This window comes from Pseudomonas sp. PvP009, from assembly GCF_017832995.1.
Lineage (GTDB): Bacteria > Pseudomonadota > Gammaproteobacteria > Pseudomonadales > Pseudomonadaceae > Aquipseudomonas > Aquipseudomonas syringae.
In genome coordinates, this window is sequence record NZ_JAFIBG010000001.1 from 57,269 (window position 1) to 71,978 (window position 14,710).

A 14,710-nucleotide genomic window follows, 5' to 3' on the forward strand; every position below is an offset into this window, starting at 1 on the left:
GGATCCGTAACTGAATTAAACGCCGAACAGCTGACGGACCTGTTCGGCCAGTGCTGCCACCTCTTTGCCCAGAAGCCAGTCCAGGGTCAGGTAAACGGCACCGCATATCAGTGCGATGAGTACCAGGTAGAGCCACAAGGGGACTTCATAACGGAACATCTGAGACACTTGATCGGGCAGTGCCCAATCTGGGGAAAGCGCTTTGCGCGGGGTTCGGTAACGAGCGATGTCCTGCCCCAGGGTATTGGCGATGTAACGAAGTTGATCTTTCTTCTCGAGGCTGTATTTGCCTTCAAAGCCCAGTGCCAGGCACAGGTGATAAACCTCAAGGACATCAAGGTTGCGTTTCACGTCAGTACGCAATGCTTCGAGTTTCTCGAAGAAACCCTGACCAGCCAAATGCACGCCAAAATATTGAAATTGCAGTGGATTAACTTCAATCTGATTACGTATTTCACTCTGCCCGGCATTCAAGACGCTTTCATCCAGAAACGCACATAGCGCGTATTGCGCATCCCTGACTTGTTCGACGCTGTAGTTGGCACGACGCGCATCCCGCTCAAGCGCGGGAAAGAATTCGTCGACGCTGGCACGCAGCCTTGAGACGTCGCGCACCTTGCTTCCGCGACGAATCATCAGCGCCATGGTCATGAAGTCCTTGACCATATCCTTGAGTGTCAGTGTTTGCGCTGGGGCAGTAACGCCGCCTTGCATCACGGCATCATTCATTTGAGCACCGCCATCAGTTCAAGCTTGAGATTTTTAAATGCGCTGGGCACATAGAACGCGATGGCGTTAGCTTTCATCATGCGTTCGTAGACCCGGCCATGGGGTTCGATCGAGAAGTATTGGTTGTCCAGACGAACGGGAATGGCATTTGGGGTTCGCACACAGTGACTGAGCGCCGCCCCCGGCATTGCCGTATTAACCACTACCTCAATGTCTTCCGGCGAGCCGACCTTGAAGGCACGTGGTACCAGTTCAAGAACCTGAGCACCTGGCATGTCTGCATGAACCGCAATGTAAAAGTCAGCCTCACTCAAGCGTGGATCGTTCAGGCGGCCCACAAAATAGGACGTACGAGTCTGTTCCAGGCTGATCGGAATATATTGGTTGGGCACAACACTGTTGAGCAGTTCGCGAACCAGCCTGTCGAGCTTTATCATCGAAGTGGCGGGATCATGATGATCGTAGGCAGGGATATCATTGAGCTGTGCGCTCAGGGAAAAAGTCAGCAGACTGCCCGCCAGCTCAGCCAGAAAGCGATACAACTGCTCTGGGTGCAGCCTCGGATGCTGAAGCAGGTGAGCAAGACCTGGATACGCGCGATTGACGGTATAAAGCAGCCAGAACAGGCTGACATCGCTAGACCCGAATTCAGCGATCTGGTCAGCTCTTTCCCGGCGGCGGCCAGACAGTGTTTCGCTCTTGCTCTGCAGAAGTGCGAGCAGGCGCTGGGCAATTTTCAGCAACGTTTCATGCGACCCGATGTGCAGGGCAGGATGAATGAACTGAGTGTCCAGGCTAAATCCATTAATGTTGTTGCGCTGAAGCAGGGTCAGCGGGCAATAGCTGTAGCCATCGAGTGAATCACCATCGATCAGCAGCACCACATTAAGTCGCAGGCTGGTAATTTCGTTTTCCAGCTCGCCTTCATTGATATCAGGCAACATATCAAATGCTTTACGGTAGCGACGTGCGCCTTTGCGCTCTTCACCTTCGTCCAGGTAATTGGCACTGTACGGTTCAGCCAATTTCAACGCCGCATACACTTTCAGCTCCGAACCGTGCTGCACATCTTTCAAATCGCGCGCAGCAGGCAGCGGGTCATGCTGCGGTGCGTCAAAGAGCGAGCCGTCCGGGAAAACCATCTGTAGCCGCTTGAGTTGCAGCACTCCGTTGACCAAGGCTTGCTCATCCACTTCCAGAAGCTGCACGCCCCAATGAAATGGTGACGAGCGCAGTGTCGCCTGAGCCAGCTGGTTCTGGTGGAACTCATCCTGATACTGGAAGTGCTGTGGCAGAAGGAACATGCCCTCTGACCACATCACACGGCTCTTTTTACTCATTTAGCACCTTCCAGAGCTGAGTCAAATGTATTGCTCAGCGACTTCTTAATAGAATTGTTGGCAGCGTCTTCTGCAGATTCGGCGGCCTTTGACTGCATGCGCTCCATAAGCCCAGGCTCCGTATGCTCTGGCTGGGCTGGCTGTAATGGCGCGATGATTTGTTCTTCGGGCATCTGCAGCACATCTTGCCCTCGCTCGGCACTGATGCGGTTCACGTCCAAAAGCACGCGGCCGCCCTCGGATGAAAACAGAATCCCGTCCTTGCGAAACGCGTCTGCATTGAATGCCATTTTCCAGCGGCCGCCGCTGTCATCACGAAAGAAGGCCGCTACTGCGATGTACCGTGCTTCCTTGGCGAGTGGCCAGGTCTGGACCTGACCCATCCCGGGCAAAACCACGAGTTCGCGGGTATCGAGCACGGTGTTGCCGAGCACTTGTTCGGGGTGGTCCAGCAGCGTGTTTGAGTCCGCGCTGTTGAACTTGTCCAGTGAGGTCAGCTGATAAACCCTGGTCACGACGGACAAAGGCATGCCGGAGGTATTGGGGTTCAACTGGTTGCCGCCGTCCACGGTCAGAACGATCTTTTCATCGCTGCTGAACAGCATGTCGCCTGCCCATGTGTCATCGACTCGCTTGCCTACACGGTCAGTGATGCCGCAGGCGGTCAGCCCTAGCAACATAATCAAAACACCCAAATACCTGCCCATTTTGCTGCTCCTGAAACACTTCCTATCGACGCCCGGCAATTCGGGCGACGCTGAATCTCATCCGGATCCCGGTTGTCGTCTACGCCACGGTGTACGAAAAGCCTCCGGCCTCATCAAGGCCGATGCTCATGCTATTGACGGGTTTGTCTTCTGCCATACGTGCCAACACGTGCTCTGCCAATTCAGGCATCAATGTGCCGGACAGGATGTTGTCGATGTTCCGGGCTCCGCTGTCGACTTCCGTGCAGCGCGCGGCAATCGTGGGCACCAGCTCCGGGCTGAACTCTAAAGAGGCCTGATGATTTCGTTCGAAACGCGCACGGATACGCGCTAGCTTCAGACCGACAATGCGCTCGAGCACGGCGTCCTGTACCGGGTAATACGGAACAATACTCAAGCGCCCGAGAAATGCAGGTTTGAAAACGTTGTTGAGCTGGTCGCGCAGGTCTTCGACGATCTGGGCGGGGGCGGGTAGCTCGCTGACTCCGAGGCACGTCTGCATGATGTGTTCGGTGCCGACATTGGACGTGAGGATAATCACCGTGTTGCGGAAGTTGATTTCGCGTCCTTCGCCGTCATCCAGTACGCCTTTGTCGAATACTTGGAAAAACAGTTCGAGCACGTCCGGATGGGCCTTTTCGACTTCATCCAGTAATACGACGCTGTAGGGTTTGCGACGCACAGCTTCAGTCAGTACGCCGCCTTCGCCGTATCCGACGTAGCCCGGCGGTGAGCCCTTGAGACTGGAGACAGTGTGGGCTTCCTGATACTCGGACATATTGATCGTGATGACATTGCGTTCACCGCCGTACAGCGTATCGGCCAATGCCAGCGCGGTTTCCGTTTTGCCAACACCGCTTGGGCCAAGCAATAGAAATACGCCGATTGGCTTATTAGGGTCTTCCATGCGCGCACGGGAAATCTTGATGCGTTTGCCTATTTCATGCAGAGCATGGTCCTGACCAAGAACGCGTTCGGCCAGCAGTGCAGGTAAGCGCTGGACGGTATCAATCTCGTCGCGCAGCATTTTGCCCAGTGGGATACCCGTCCAGCCGGAGATCACTTCACCAATGGTGGCCCCGTCTACCAGCGCATGCACCAATGGCTGCTCACCCTGAACTTTTGCAAGCTCGGCCCGTAGGTCGGCAAGCTCGGTGCGGTGGTCCTGCCCTGTGGTCTGTTCGCTAAGTTCGTGCAACTGTTTGACCAGTTCCAATTCGCGTTGCCACTGTGTGACCAGTTCCTGTTCGCGTTTCTCGGCGTCGGTCAGTTCTGCACCGAGTTGAGCAAGTCGGCGCTGATGGTCGCTGCCTTTGATCTGTTCCTTTTCCAGCAGAGATATTTCAGTGCGCAGGTTGTCAATCATGCGCCGGCAATCTTCCAGCATGCCGGGCTGTGATGTCTGGCCTAGCGCGACACGCGCGCAGGCGGTATCCAGTACGCTGACGGCCTTGTCCGGCAATTGCCTGCCTGTGATGTAGCGATTGGACAGGCGGACAGCCATGACGAGCGCTTCGTCCATGACCGCTACCCGATGGTGCTCCTGCATTTTTTCCAAGAGGCCACGCAACATGTAGATTGCCTGATCTTCTTCCGGCTCCTCTACTTTTACGACCTGAAAGCGGCGGGCGAGGGCAGCATCCTTCTCGAAGTATTTTTTGTACTCGGCCCACGTAGTGGCGGCAATAGTCCGCAGTTCGCCGCGCGCCAAGGCTGGTTTGAGGAGGTTGGCCGCATCGTTCTGTCCTGCCTGGCCACCTGAGCCAATCAGCGTATGGGCTTCATCGATAAAAAGAATGATTGGATGCACGCTGCGCTTTGTTTCTTCAATCACCGATTTGAGACGGTTCTCGAATTCGCCCTTAATCCCGGCTCCTGCCTGCAGCAGGCCCAGATCGAGTGTATGAATAGCGACATCCTTGAGTGGCGTTGGCACATCGCCCAGAGCAATACGCAATGCCAGGCCCTCAACTACTGCGGTTTTACCGACACCTGCTTCTCCCGTCAAAATCGGATTGTTCTGCCGCCGACGGGTGAGGATATCGACCATCTGGCGCACTTCGAATTCGCGTCCCAGTACCGGATCAATACGTCCTTCCCGCGCGCTGCGGGTAAGGTCCACAGTATATTGATCCAGGGCAGGAGTCTTGCCGTTGCCCTTGGTTGCCGGTCGAGGAGTATCGTTTCCCGCTGGCAAAGAAGCGCTTTGCTGTGACTCGCTGCTGGCTGAAATGAAGTCCTCGAGATTGGCTTTCAAATCGTCAACATTGATCTTTTCCAGTTCAGGAGCTGACGCGGCTATGACTCGACGCAGTTCCTTGTCGTCGAGCAAAGCCTGTAGCAAAAAGCCGCTTCGGATAAGGCTTTGGCCATATTCGATCGAAGCCAATACCCAAGCCCGCTCGATCAGTTGGGTTATGTGCGGGGACAACGCGGGGGTGCGAGTATTCCCTGTCTTGAAGTCACTCATGGCACTCGCCAACTGCGACTGCAGACGCTCTATCACTACATCGTAATGACGCAAGATCGGCAGCAGGTCGTTATCGTCGCCTTCAAGAAGCTGCAGCAATACATGCTCGATATCGACTTCGTAGTGACGTTCCGCGAGGCACAGCGCAGCGGCGCTTTCGGTCGCATTGCGGCAGGTGTCATTGAGCTTGGCAAAGAGTGACTTAAGGTTCACAGGGCGACCCCATCAAAAGGAATACGGAAAACAGCGCAACGTGACGGATTTACTTTCTCGCCAGGCCGTTTTAGCCAGCCAAGCCAGCCCAGCGCTGTGTTTGTGTTACGGCCTAGACGCGCCAGAGGGATCGCCTCAGGCTTGAGCTGCGGAGCAAGTTCAAAGTCAAGGGTGGGACCGAGGTAGAAACGCACCACATCAACCAGTTTTCTATAGTCGTCATTACCTGGTTGAAAACGCTTGTATTCAGCGAGATCCAACGGACCAATGTCGATACGCACGCAGGATTGGTAGTCCCATACGCGATTGCCAGCCACCGCGCTTTCACCGAGCGTTGCATTGGCACGTCCCAGCTGCGAGCACTGCTCCGGTTCAAGTTTCAGCCAGCGTCCGGCAAAGGGGCGCAGTGAAAAGGGTTGACCGAAGTAGAAGCTCAACATCACTTCCAGGTTGTGCGGATTACGAGGCCGCTGGGTGAACAATCCCGAGAAGTAGGTGAATAACTCCTGTCGAACAGGTGAGCCGCTCGCGCCAAATTTTCGCTTCTGGCTTTGCTTGCCAAAACCCACCAAATTGAGCATATAGCGCTCAAAATCCGATGAACCCTTGCGCTCATGTTCGATGTGAAACTTGTATTTCTGCCATGACTGATAGAAGAGAGCGATCATGCGATGAGAGAACACATCCAGAAACGCATGGGCACCATCGTCCCGCTGCTGAATATGCCGGTTCATGAGCATTTCAGTGTAAGGACGGGGCAGTACTCCTGAGGGCCCTATCAACCCCATAAACGTTACCTGCACTTCGGTCAATGCCTGTTCAGCAGCAGTCGAATCCTCGAAGCGCTCGAATTTGAGATCGCTGACTTCGCTCACGGGAAAGTTCAGCGACAGCTGAGTACGAAAACGCAGCGGGTCCTCATGCGGGCGCGCTTCGGGATCAATACGTCCTGCTCTGCTGTAATGCAGACGCAGCAACCTGACCAGTTGGAAAAACTCAAACCGGTAAGGCTCTGCGCGTGCCTGATCGATCAGACCAGAGGTTGATCGCCCGTTCTGGGTGGCCATTGCACAATTCTCTTTTCCCGCTGGCGGGTACGAAGGGTAAGTTGGGTAAAACTGTTGACGGTGCAGTACTGTCCGAAAAAGTGATCAAGGACTTTGCCGAACAGAAATACGCCGCTGCCGATGTATTGGCTTTCGTCTAGTTCCAGGGTGATGCCTACCCCACGCACGAAGTTAGGACGGGGGTGGCCGATACGCACGACAACAGCCTCACTCTTGATCGACAGGATTCCGCTGATTTGCTTTCTAACTGCCAGTCCGCGTCGATAGTTGTAGAGGCTCAGCATTTCCTGAAGCACTTCCTTGCCCTGTGACACCAGCGACATGTGGTTCAGGGACAAGTGAGAAATCAGCCGCCAGATCAAGCCGTCGCCCAGGGGCACGCGCGCTGTCACTGTAGGTTTGCGCAATAGCCGGATACCGTCGACCACACCATCATTTTCAAATATGAAGTCGCTCTGGCTGCCTCCGTAACTGAGCAACTGCGGTAAGTCCCGGTTACTGCAAGTCAGGGATATGCTCAACGAATCACTACCTGCGTCGATCAGATCGAGTTCGCGATCCACGACTCGTATAACCATTTCTGTGCCGCCCTGCTTGCCGTGTCTGGAGGGGCGTCGCCGGCCGATCCAATAGCAGGCGTCTGGCCCCAGGTCACCTCTAGGCTCGAAAAACGGGTTGCACTCGCTGACGGTGTCAGTACCGGCTATTTTTTTGACCCGCTGTACGCGGTCGATGGAGACTACTTCTGCATGTCCCTGCAGCCTGACATCGGGGGTAACGGCGTATTCGTGCCGTGTATGAGTAAGCTTGACCGGCTCGGCCTGTTGTTTGAACAGGTTGATAATCGGGGTGCAGCCGAGTTTGAAATTATTGCGCCCCAGATTTTGTGCAAGCCGCGCAAGCCGATCGCCCATTTCGTAATGGGCAAAATAGAAGTTGATCTCGATATCTTTGAGGTCTCGATCAGCCAGGCTTCTCTTGAACCCTCCAATATCGACGAACATGAATTTGTCCGGAAACGTAAAGTAGTCGTGCAGCAGCCTGTACCCGAGAAACGAGCGCTCCGAGTAATCCACCAGGCCTTCATCGCGCTCAAAACCAACCGCTTTCAACGCACCTTGTGGCAAACCGATTTCCCGGCGTTTTCCCTGTTCTGTAAAACTCACAGTGGCCTTGGCCAAATTGTTGAATAGCAGCTCGTACAATTGCAGCATCAGCGTGCTTTCGCCGTCGAGGAAAAAGCGCAGCGTCTCAATGTCCAGTTGGCCGAAATGGAGATGGGTAGTGGCGGTCAGGCCAATTTTCAGGCAGGCCACCAGATCCGCACTGTGCCCATTGAAAGCAGAGCGTTCCAGTTCGACAAACGATGCATCGCGCACCGCGATAGGCCACAGGTCAACCGGGTAGCAGGTTCTGAACTTGCAAGCCACGCCCTCTACGGTCTTGGAACTTATCTCCGTATGCCGCTCGATGGTGTAGCAGGCAGTCAGCGTAGAGGTTGTCCCACTACTGAATTCCGCGATGGATAATGCGGGCGTCGGGCGTAGGTAGTGTGGGTAAAGTACTTCAAGAAAGGCTTCGACAATTTCGGGAAACTCGTCATCAAGCTTCTTGTGTATGCGAGCCGCCAGAAACGAGAAGCCCTCAATCAAGCGCTCGGCATGGGGATCCTCGCAGTTGTCACCTTCGATGAGTAACCGCGACGCAATTTTCGGGTACTCACGCGCAAACTCCTGCCCAAGAAAGCGCAGGTGCGAGAGCTCCTTTTCGTAATAAGGCAGCAGATCGTCGAGAATCAATTGAGGTTCTGCACTTTGTATTCCTGGGTATTGACTTGCAACACCGCGTCGAAGGAAACCTGACGCGTCGCATCCTGAAGATGCAGCACTGCGTCAACCCGAAAAGTAAGCATGCGGTGACCAATCTGCTGGTTAAGCAATTGCACTTTTACAGCGCGAAAACGTGGGTCACCGACTGTGATAGCGCGCTCCAGTTGAGCCTGTATAAGGCGTCGGTCTTCAGGGTTGAGCACGCCTTTGCTGGTAAAGTCGGGCATGCCATATTCAAGAATCGTTCCCGCCAACTCCGGATAGTCATCGAGTCTCGATGCAACGAGGCACTGACGTGTATTAACCAGTGTCTCGAGATCTCTGATCAGGCTGGCCTTGTATTCGCCTAACGAGCAGAGGCGTTTGGAAACCGCCTCGCTCGCTTGATGAGGAGCATCATCAAGCAGGCGATCAAGTAGCGTAGGTACTAATTGAGGAGAACGACTCATTCAACTATGCCTCCCTGGCTGATGAAGTAGGTCAGCTGCGCGTCGACTGAGGCAGCTCTGCCACGAGGCGTAGGGATGCTGTCAGTTCATCCAGCTGATAGTGCGGGCGCAGGAAAGCAACCGCTTTATAAGCGCCTGGTTTACCTGGCACTTCAACAACCTCTACGCTTGCCTCACGAAGTGGAAACTTGGCTTTCGCTTCCTGGCTCGCGGTGTCATCAAGCAGGACGTAGTCGGACAGCCATTCGTTGAGGAACGACTCGACATCCTTACGCGATGCAAAACTGCCGATCTTGTCGCGCATGATCGCTTTCATGTAGTGAGCGATACGCGAGGTCGCGAAGATGTATTGCAGTTGCGCCGACAGACGCGCGTTGGCGTTGGCAATGTCGGTGTTGTACTGCTTCTGCTTCTGGGTCGACTGGGTGCCGAAGAACGCGGCGTAGTCGGTGCCTTTGCAGTGAACCAGCGGAATGAAGCCGAGGTCCGAGAGCTCTTTTTCGCGACGGTCGGTGATGGCGATTTCAGTCGGGCATTTGAGCGCGATTTCACCGTCATCGGTCTTGAAGGTGTGCGTCGGCAGGCCTTCGACCAGACCACCGCCTTCCACACCACGGATCGCCACGCACCAGCCGTAGCGGGAAAACGCATCGGTCACGCGGGTGCCCAGCGCGTAGGCAGCGTTCATCCACAGGTATTTGTTGTGGTCACGGCCATCGACGCTTTCGACGAAGTTGAATTCTTCGACAGGCGTGGTATCCGGGCCATACGGCAGACGACCCAGCACGTGCGGCAGAGTCAGGCCGACGTAGCGGGAGTCTTCAGAGGCGCGGAACGACTTCCACTTGGCGTATTCGACGGTGTCGAAGATCTTCGCCAGGTCGCGAGGGCCGGCCATGTCGGTGAACGAGTCCCAGCCGAACAGCTCGGCCGATGCAGCCGAAATGAACGGCGCGTGGGCGGCGGCTGCCACGTGGGAGATCTCTTCCAGCAGGTACATGTCTTCCGGGCTGCGGTTGAACTCGTAGTCACCCAGCAGCATGCCGAACGGCGCACCACCGAAGGTGCCGTACTCTTCTTCGTAGATCTTCTTGAACAGTGCGCTCTGGTCGAATTCGGACGACGCCTTGAGGTCACGCACGAGGTCTTTTTTCGACGCGTTGAGCAGGTGAATCTTCAGCGTGGTGCTGGTCTCGGTCTGGTCAACCTGATATTTCAGGCCGCGCCAGGACGCTTCCAGTTGCTGGAATTCACGGGCGTGCATGATTTCGTTCATTTGCTCGGAGAGCATCGAATCGATCTCGGCGATGCGCGCGTCGAGCACGGCAATCAGGTCCTTGCTCGGCGTCATCTCGCCTTCAAGTACCTGGGCCACCAGTTCGCCGATCAGATCGCGGGTACGGGTGCGCTCGGTTTCGGAGCGTGCAACGCGGCTTTCGGAAATGATGCTGTCGAGCAAGGAAGATTGCGGGGCGAAGTTTTCAACTTCAACCAGAGCGCTGTCCTGCTGAGTCACGGGTTGCTTATCGGTCATCGTCAGGCTCCTCCTTACTCTTTGTTGTCGGTGGCGGGAACGGCGGCTTCACGGCCGAATTCCTTGCCCAGGGTTTTCAGCTTTTCAGTGTTCTGCAACACGTCCATCAGCAGCTCTTCAAGCTTGTCGTTGCCACCCATCTTGTTACGCAGGTCAGCCAGCTTGTTACGCACTTCCAGTAGCTTGCGCAGCGGTTCGACCTGACGCACGACGTTCTGCGGCTCGAAGTCTTCCAGCGCATTGAAGTTCAGCTCGACACCGAGTTGGGTGCCGTCTTTTGCCAGGGTGTTGTCGACGCGATACGCCAGGCGCGGCTTGATGCCTTTCAGGACGCCGTTGAAATTGTCGCGGTCGATGAAGATGAACTTGCGATCCTTGAGCTTGGGCAGCGGCTCCAGCGGGTTGCCGGAGAAATCGCCCATAACGCCCACAACGAATGGCAGCTCTTTCTTTTCCTGAGCATCGCCAATCTCCACGTCGTAAGTGATGTGGACCCGAGGCGCGCGAACGCGGTCAAGTTTGTGCTGGGTACTTTCCTTCTTCGCCATCGTCATCTCCTGTGCGAGCAACTCGCTGCAAGTCGTTTGCGTACCGGGCCTGTGGCGGGCCGGGCGCGATTAGAGTCCTTCAATCGTCAGCAGCAGACGCTGACGGATTTCATCGTTCATTTCCAGAATGTTTTCGTGTCCGACCAATTCTTCGAAACTGGTATTGCCTGCGATCTGCGTGCTGTTGCGAATCACCGATTCATCCGGCAATTCTGAGCGCACTGGCGAGCTGATCACACAGAACGGCAGGTCGCCGAAGTCTTTCAATCGCTCGAAACTGACCGGGAAGCGCAGCCCTTCGAACAGGCGGCTCATGCCCGGCGACTTGCTCAGGCAGTAGAACAGCACCAGATAATGCACTACATAACGATACAGCTCGGCGCTGCTGCGATTCGGGTCTTTGATGACCTTGCGAAACTGCGCCAGATCGAACGAGTTGAAGCCCACCACCCAACGCACCGGACTGGTGATGCGAATGGTCTGCCCGCTTTGTGACAACACCATGTCGTATTCGAGCGGGAACAGCTCGGGTGTCGTACTGATCAGGTTCAGGGGCACTTCCAGTTCATTGACCAGCTTGAACGGCTCTGCCGAAGCAATGCGGTCATAGAGCTCCTTGAGCTCTTTGAAATGGTGCTGAGTCTCGCGGCCGCTGCTGCGCTGCGCGCCCTGCAGGTATTCACCGAAGAATGTCTGCGGGCGTATCAACAGCGCGAGGGTCGACAGATAGTCGGACGCCTGCACCTTGAGCGCGTCGGAGATAGCGCGCGTCTGCTTGCGCAGCTTGATCAATGCTTCTATATCGAACGTCTGAGTCATCGGTACATCGTCCTTGAACCCTTCACGACCGTTTCCCGGATCAGGCCGGGGACGGGGAAAAGTTGCGAATTTCTCGACTGCACACCTGCTCATGAAGTGGTTTTGCCATGTGTGTCACTGCGAGACACACCGCCACAATGAGGGAGGAGTTCGTGCTGGCATATAGATGTCGTCTAGCCAGCAGTGTGGTCTATGGCACTATTTTTAGTAGGAAAGTTCCTACAGACGGTAGATATTTTCTCGGTTTCGTTACAGTAAGCAATGATGCCTATGTGCCATCACTGTATTTGATTGTACCCTTAATATAGCTGTAAGTATTGATTTTAAAGGGCTTTGGGGTGTATTTGGATCCGATGACGGGCGTAAATTAAGCTTAGAAAGATGAACTTATTTGCAGGTTTTCAGGTTTCTGAAGCGGGTAAATGTACAGACTCGCCTTATCAGGCGATTTTTCCTGGATGAGGAGTGATGGCACTGCGAGCGCTCAGGCGGACGGATTCAGGTGGGTCGACGCAGGTCAGGCGGGCAGCTTTGTTACATCAGTTTGCAAATCAGGGTATAACGCCGCCAGCGCCCTCACGCTTGTACTTGAGCAACAGCAGGGTGCATGCACGCAGACGCCAGAGGCGTTTTGCCTGACGGACCTTGTGCGCGCTAAGGACAGCCGGCGGCGACGCACCTCTATGAGCCTTGCCTCATGAAAATCTACAAGCTCATTGCTGTACTCATCCTGCTCCCTTTGGGCCTGAACCTCATCGGTGCCTGGCAGTTGCAGCGCAGTGTCGAAAACACTGAGCGCCTGGTCGAGATCCAGGCCGACCTTGCGCGCGCACGTCCCTATTTCGAAAGGCTCGCCAGGTCGCCCGACGCCCTCACGCGAACGATGGATATAGACGGAGAAAACATCACGCTCAAGGAGGCTCTGTCGCGTCTTCATGAGGCAGAACAGGGTCTCGACTTCGTAGTGGTGCTGGGCAGTGTCACCACATGGCTGGCACGCGCCGTCATCGCGCTGTGCCTGCTGGCGGCTCTGGTCGGCGGCGCCGGGCTGGCAGGGCTCAACTGGGCCGCCGCGCGTGCACGTCAATCCCGCGAGCGATTGCTGCACACCTTCAGCAGGGTCAGGCGGATTCTGCCCTTCGTCCTGGTGGGGCACATCGTCGCCATGGGCGCGGCGGTGTCGGCAATCCTCTGTTTCGAAGCCCTGGGCCTGTGGCATGTGGGGCGCATGTCCGCGGGCGAGCTCAAGTTGATCATCGTCGTGCTGATGCTGGTCGCTGCATGCCTGTATTCGATCTGGCGGATGGGCAAGCAGTTGGGCGTCATGCTGCACATGTTCGAGCCCACCGCGATGGAGGTTCTGGGGCAGCAGGTCACGCCTGAAGAGGCCCCGGTGCTCTGGGCCTATGTGCGCGATCTGGCCGAACGGCTCGGCGCGCTGTCACCTGATCACATCGTGCTGGGCATGACCGAAGGCTTCTACGTCACCTCGAGCGACGTTTCCCTTCTGCCGTCCGACGCCGTGCTCAAGGGTCGAACTCTGCATGTGCCCATCCTGTACCTGGGGCTGATCGATGCGGCTGAAACCAGCGCAGTGATTGGTCATGAACTGTCGCATTTTGCCGGTGAGGACACCGAGTACAGCCTGCGCTTTCTGCCGATCTACGACGGCATAGGTCGCAGCCTTGGGGTGATCGCTGAAAACATGGTGGTCAGCGGGTGGTTGCAGCGCACCATTCTGCGTCCGGCGTTCATGCTGGGCGTGTATTTCATGGAAAGCTTCGATCACGCGGTCAATCACTGGAGCCGCGTGCGCGAGCTGGCCGCCGATGCCGCGGGGGCGAGCCTGGCTGGCAACGCGTCGGCGGCCTCGGCGCTGGTGCGCATCTCGGCCATTGATCCGCTTTTGCAGGAGCGGATCTACACGCACATCACGCGGGCCACCAACCCAAGGCGCGGGGAGGTGTTCACCAAGGATCTGCCGAACAGCGTGCTGCACGAACTGGCCGGCAAGACATTCACGCTGCCTGACGAAGAAATGGCCGTCCAGCTGCCGCACCCCTCGGATACGCACCCTTCAAACGGCGAACGTATCGCCGCGCTGCAGGTTGCTGCCGACGAGGCGATCCGCAGCGGCACCCGGCCGGTAGTGGCGGCCCAGGCCCGCGCGGCGATGGACCATTACTTCAGCAATCCCCAGGCACTGCGCATTCGTCTGACCGAGGACTTCATCAAGCATCATGTCGCAAATGATGCTGAGGTGGTGACCGAACTGCGTGCCCGCGCGAAAACGGTAAGCGGTGATGTCGTTCTGCATGAGGGCGCTCGCCTGCGGGGGCTGTTGCTAACGCTATTCCTCACCCCTCTGCTGGGGCTGGGTATTTATCTGATAGCCGAAGCGCTGTCATTTCCCCAAGGGCTGGCCGAGAAGCGCAATTCTATGCTGATAGCGGGCGGCATCTTGACGGCGTTCATGCTGATGCTGCTGCCATTTGCGCTGCGCATGTGTCTGCGTGCTGACAAGACCGCTCTGCTGCTCACGCCCGATCACTTTGTCTTCGCAAACCTGAAGTCCCCCGTCCCGATCCAGCACATCGCTGATTTTGAGCTGAATGTAGCCTATGGCACGTTTCTGACCCTGCATCTGCAAGACGATGCGCCTTTACCCGAGCGAGTCTCACGTTCGTTCTCTGCACCGAACGCAAAAGTGTTCGGGAAAAAACGCCGGGTACTCCTGGCGCTGGCGCGGTTCAGCCGGGACGGCAAAAAGCTCAAGCCAGACGAGCTTGGTGAGTTGATTGCGGATTACGTCAATGCGGGTAATGCACGACACTTGCTGCAAGAGCGCTTCGAGCAGGGCAAGCGTTAAGCGGATGGCTGTGAACGGTGCAGCGTAAGGCGCGCAGCTTTCCTGCAGACAACAAAAAACCCGCCGAAGCGGGTTTTTCCAAGACCATCCCGACTTCCTGTCGGACGCCTCCGAGGCGATGGTCGATCATCCTTGA

Annotated in this window: 11 protein-coding genes; 1 reads left to right on the plus strand and 10 read right to left on the minus strand. The window is 56.1% G+C overall.

The annotated features are described in order from the left end of the window. Positions 1-15: 15 nt before the first annotated feature. The 10 genes from icmH to JOE29_RS00270 form a co-directional block, all read right to left on the minus strand. Positions 16-729: a type IVB secretion system protein IcmH/DotU gene (icmH, locus tag JOE29_RS00225; RefSeq protein ID WP_010406254.1), complete on the minus strand. Its 714-nt coding sequence runs from the start codon at positions 727-729 to the stop codon at positions 16-18. Then, complete coding sequence (tssK, locus tag JOE29_RS00230) at positions 726-2,069, minus strand: type VI secretion system baseplate subunit TssK (RefSeq protein WP_003372334.1); 1,344 nt, start codon at positions 2,067-2,069, stop codon at positions 726-728. Before tssK ends, icmH begins: the two co-directional genes overlap by 4 nt. Further along, entirely contained in the window at positions 2,066-2,776 is a 711-nt protein-coding gene (gene tssJ, locus JOE29_RS00235; protein WP_003372332.1) for a type VI secretion system lipoprotein TssJ, read from the minus strand. Before tssJ ends, tssK begins: the two co-directional genes overlap by 4 nt. A 79-nt stretch (positions 2,777-2,855) precedes the next feature. Further along, positions 2,856-5,459: a type VI secretion system ATPase TssH gene (gene tssH, locus JOE29_RS00240; protein WP_137982852.1), complete on the minus strand. Its 2,604-nt coding sequence runs from the start codon at positions 5,457-5,459 to the stop codon at positions 2,856-2,858. After that, complete coding sequence (gene tssG / locus JOE29_RS00245) at positions 5,456-6,526, minus strand: type VI secretion system baseplate subunit TssG (RefSeq protein ID WP_116895822.1); 1,071 nt, start codon at positions 6,524-6,526, stop codon at positions 5,456-5,458. Before tssG ends, tssH begins: the two co-directional genes overlap by 4 nt. Continuing rightward, positions 6,490-8,322 carry a type VI secretion system baseplate subunit TssF gene (tssF, locus tag JOE29_RS00250; protein ID WP_170963770.1) on the minus strand — a complete coding sequence of 611 codons (1,833 nt, stop codon included), beginning with the start codon at positions 8,320-8,322 and terminating at the stop codon, positions 6,490-6,492. The genes tssG and tssF overlap by 37 nt, the downstream gene beginning before the upstream one ends. After that, complete coding sequence (gene tssE, locus JOE29_RS00255) at positions 8,322-8,804, minus strand: type VI secretion system baseplate subunit TssE (protein WP_010406269.1); 483 nt, start codon at positions 8,802-8,804, stop codon at positions 8,322-8,324. Before tssE ends, tssF begins: the two co-directional genes overlap by 1 nt. 31 nt (positions 8,805-8,835) lie before the next feature. Then, positions 8,836-10,338 (minus strand): type VI secretion system contractile sheath large subunit, encoded by a 1,503-nt coding sequence (gene tssC / locus JOE29_RS00260; RefSeq protein WP_010406272.1) that lies wholly within the window; start codon positions 10,336-10,338, stop codon positions 8,836-8,838. Between the two features lie 14 nt (positions 10,339-10,352). Next, positions 10,353-10,886, minus strand: a complete 534-nt coding sequence (gene tssB, locus JOE29_RS00265; RefSeq protein ID WP_024684249.1) for a type VI secretion system contractile sheath small subunit — start codon at positions 10,884-10,886, stop codon at positions 10,353-10,355. A gap of 69 nt (positions 10,887-10,955) precedes the next feature. Further along, positions 10,956-11,705, minus strand: coding sequence for a hypothetical protein (locus JOE29_RS00270; RefSeq protein ID WP_002551426.1), 750 nt, complete (start codon positions 11,703-11,705; stop codon positions 10,956-10,958). Positions 11,706-12,402: 697 nt separating this feature from the next. Here JOE29_RS00270 and JOE29_RS00275 point away from each other — a divergent pair. Further along, the gene (locus JOE29_RS00275) at positions 12,403-14,574 is read left to right on the plus strand and encodes a M48 family metallopeptidase (protein ID WP_210078689.1); all 2,172 of its coding nucleotides are present in this window, start codon (positions 12,403-12,405) and stop codon (positions 14,572-14,574) included. The last annotated feature ends 136 nt before the right edge of the window (positions 14,575-14,710 follow it).

Excerpts from the sequence above, each read along its gene's own strand:
- icmH (WP_010406254.1), bottom strand. The coding sequence starts at position 729 with ATGAATGATGCCGTGATGCAAGGCGGCGTTACTGCCCCAGCGCAAACA.
- tssK (WP_003372334.1), bottom strand. The coding sequence starts at position 2,069 with ATGAGTAAAAAGAGCCGTGTGATGTGGTCAGAGGGCATGTTCCTTCTG.
- tssJ (WP_003372332.1), bottom strand. The coding sequence starts at position 2,776 with ATGGGCAGGTATTTGGGTGTTTTGATTATGTTGCTAGGGCTGACCGCC.
- tssG (WP_116895822.1), bottom strand. The coding sequence starts at position 6,526 with ATGGCCACCCAGAACGGGCGATCAACCTCTGGTCTGATCGATCAGGCA.
- tssE (WP_010406269.1), bottom strand. The coding sequence starts at position 8,804 with ATGAGTCGTTCTCCTCAATTAGTACCTACGCTACTTGATCGCCTGCTT.
- tssC (WP_010406272.1), bottom strand. The coding sequence starts at position 10,338 with ATGACCGATAAGCAACCCGTGACTCAGCAGGACAGCGCTCTGGTTGAA.
- tssB (WP_024684249.1), bottom strand. The coding sequence starts at position 10,886 with ATGGCGAAGAAGGAAAGTACCCAGCACAAACTTGACCGCGTTCGCGCG.
- JOE29_RS00270 (WP_002551426.1), bottom strand. The coding sequence starts at position 11,705 with ATGACTCAGACGTTCGATATAGAAGCATTGATCAAGCTGCGCAAGCAG.
- JOE29_RS00275 (WP_210078689.1), top strand. The coding sequence starts at position 12,403 with ATGAAAATCTACAAGCTCATTGCTGTACTCATCCTGCTCCCTTTGGGC.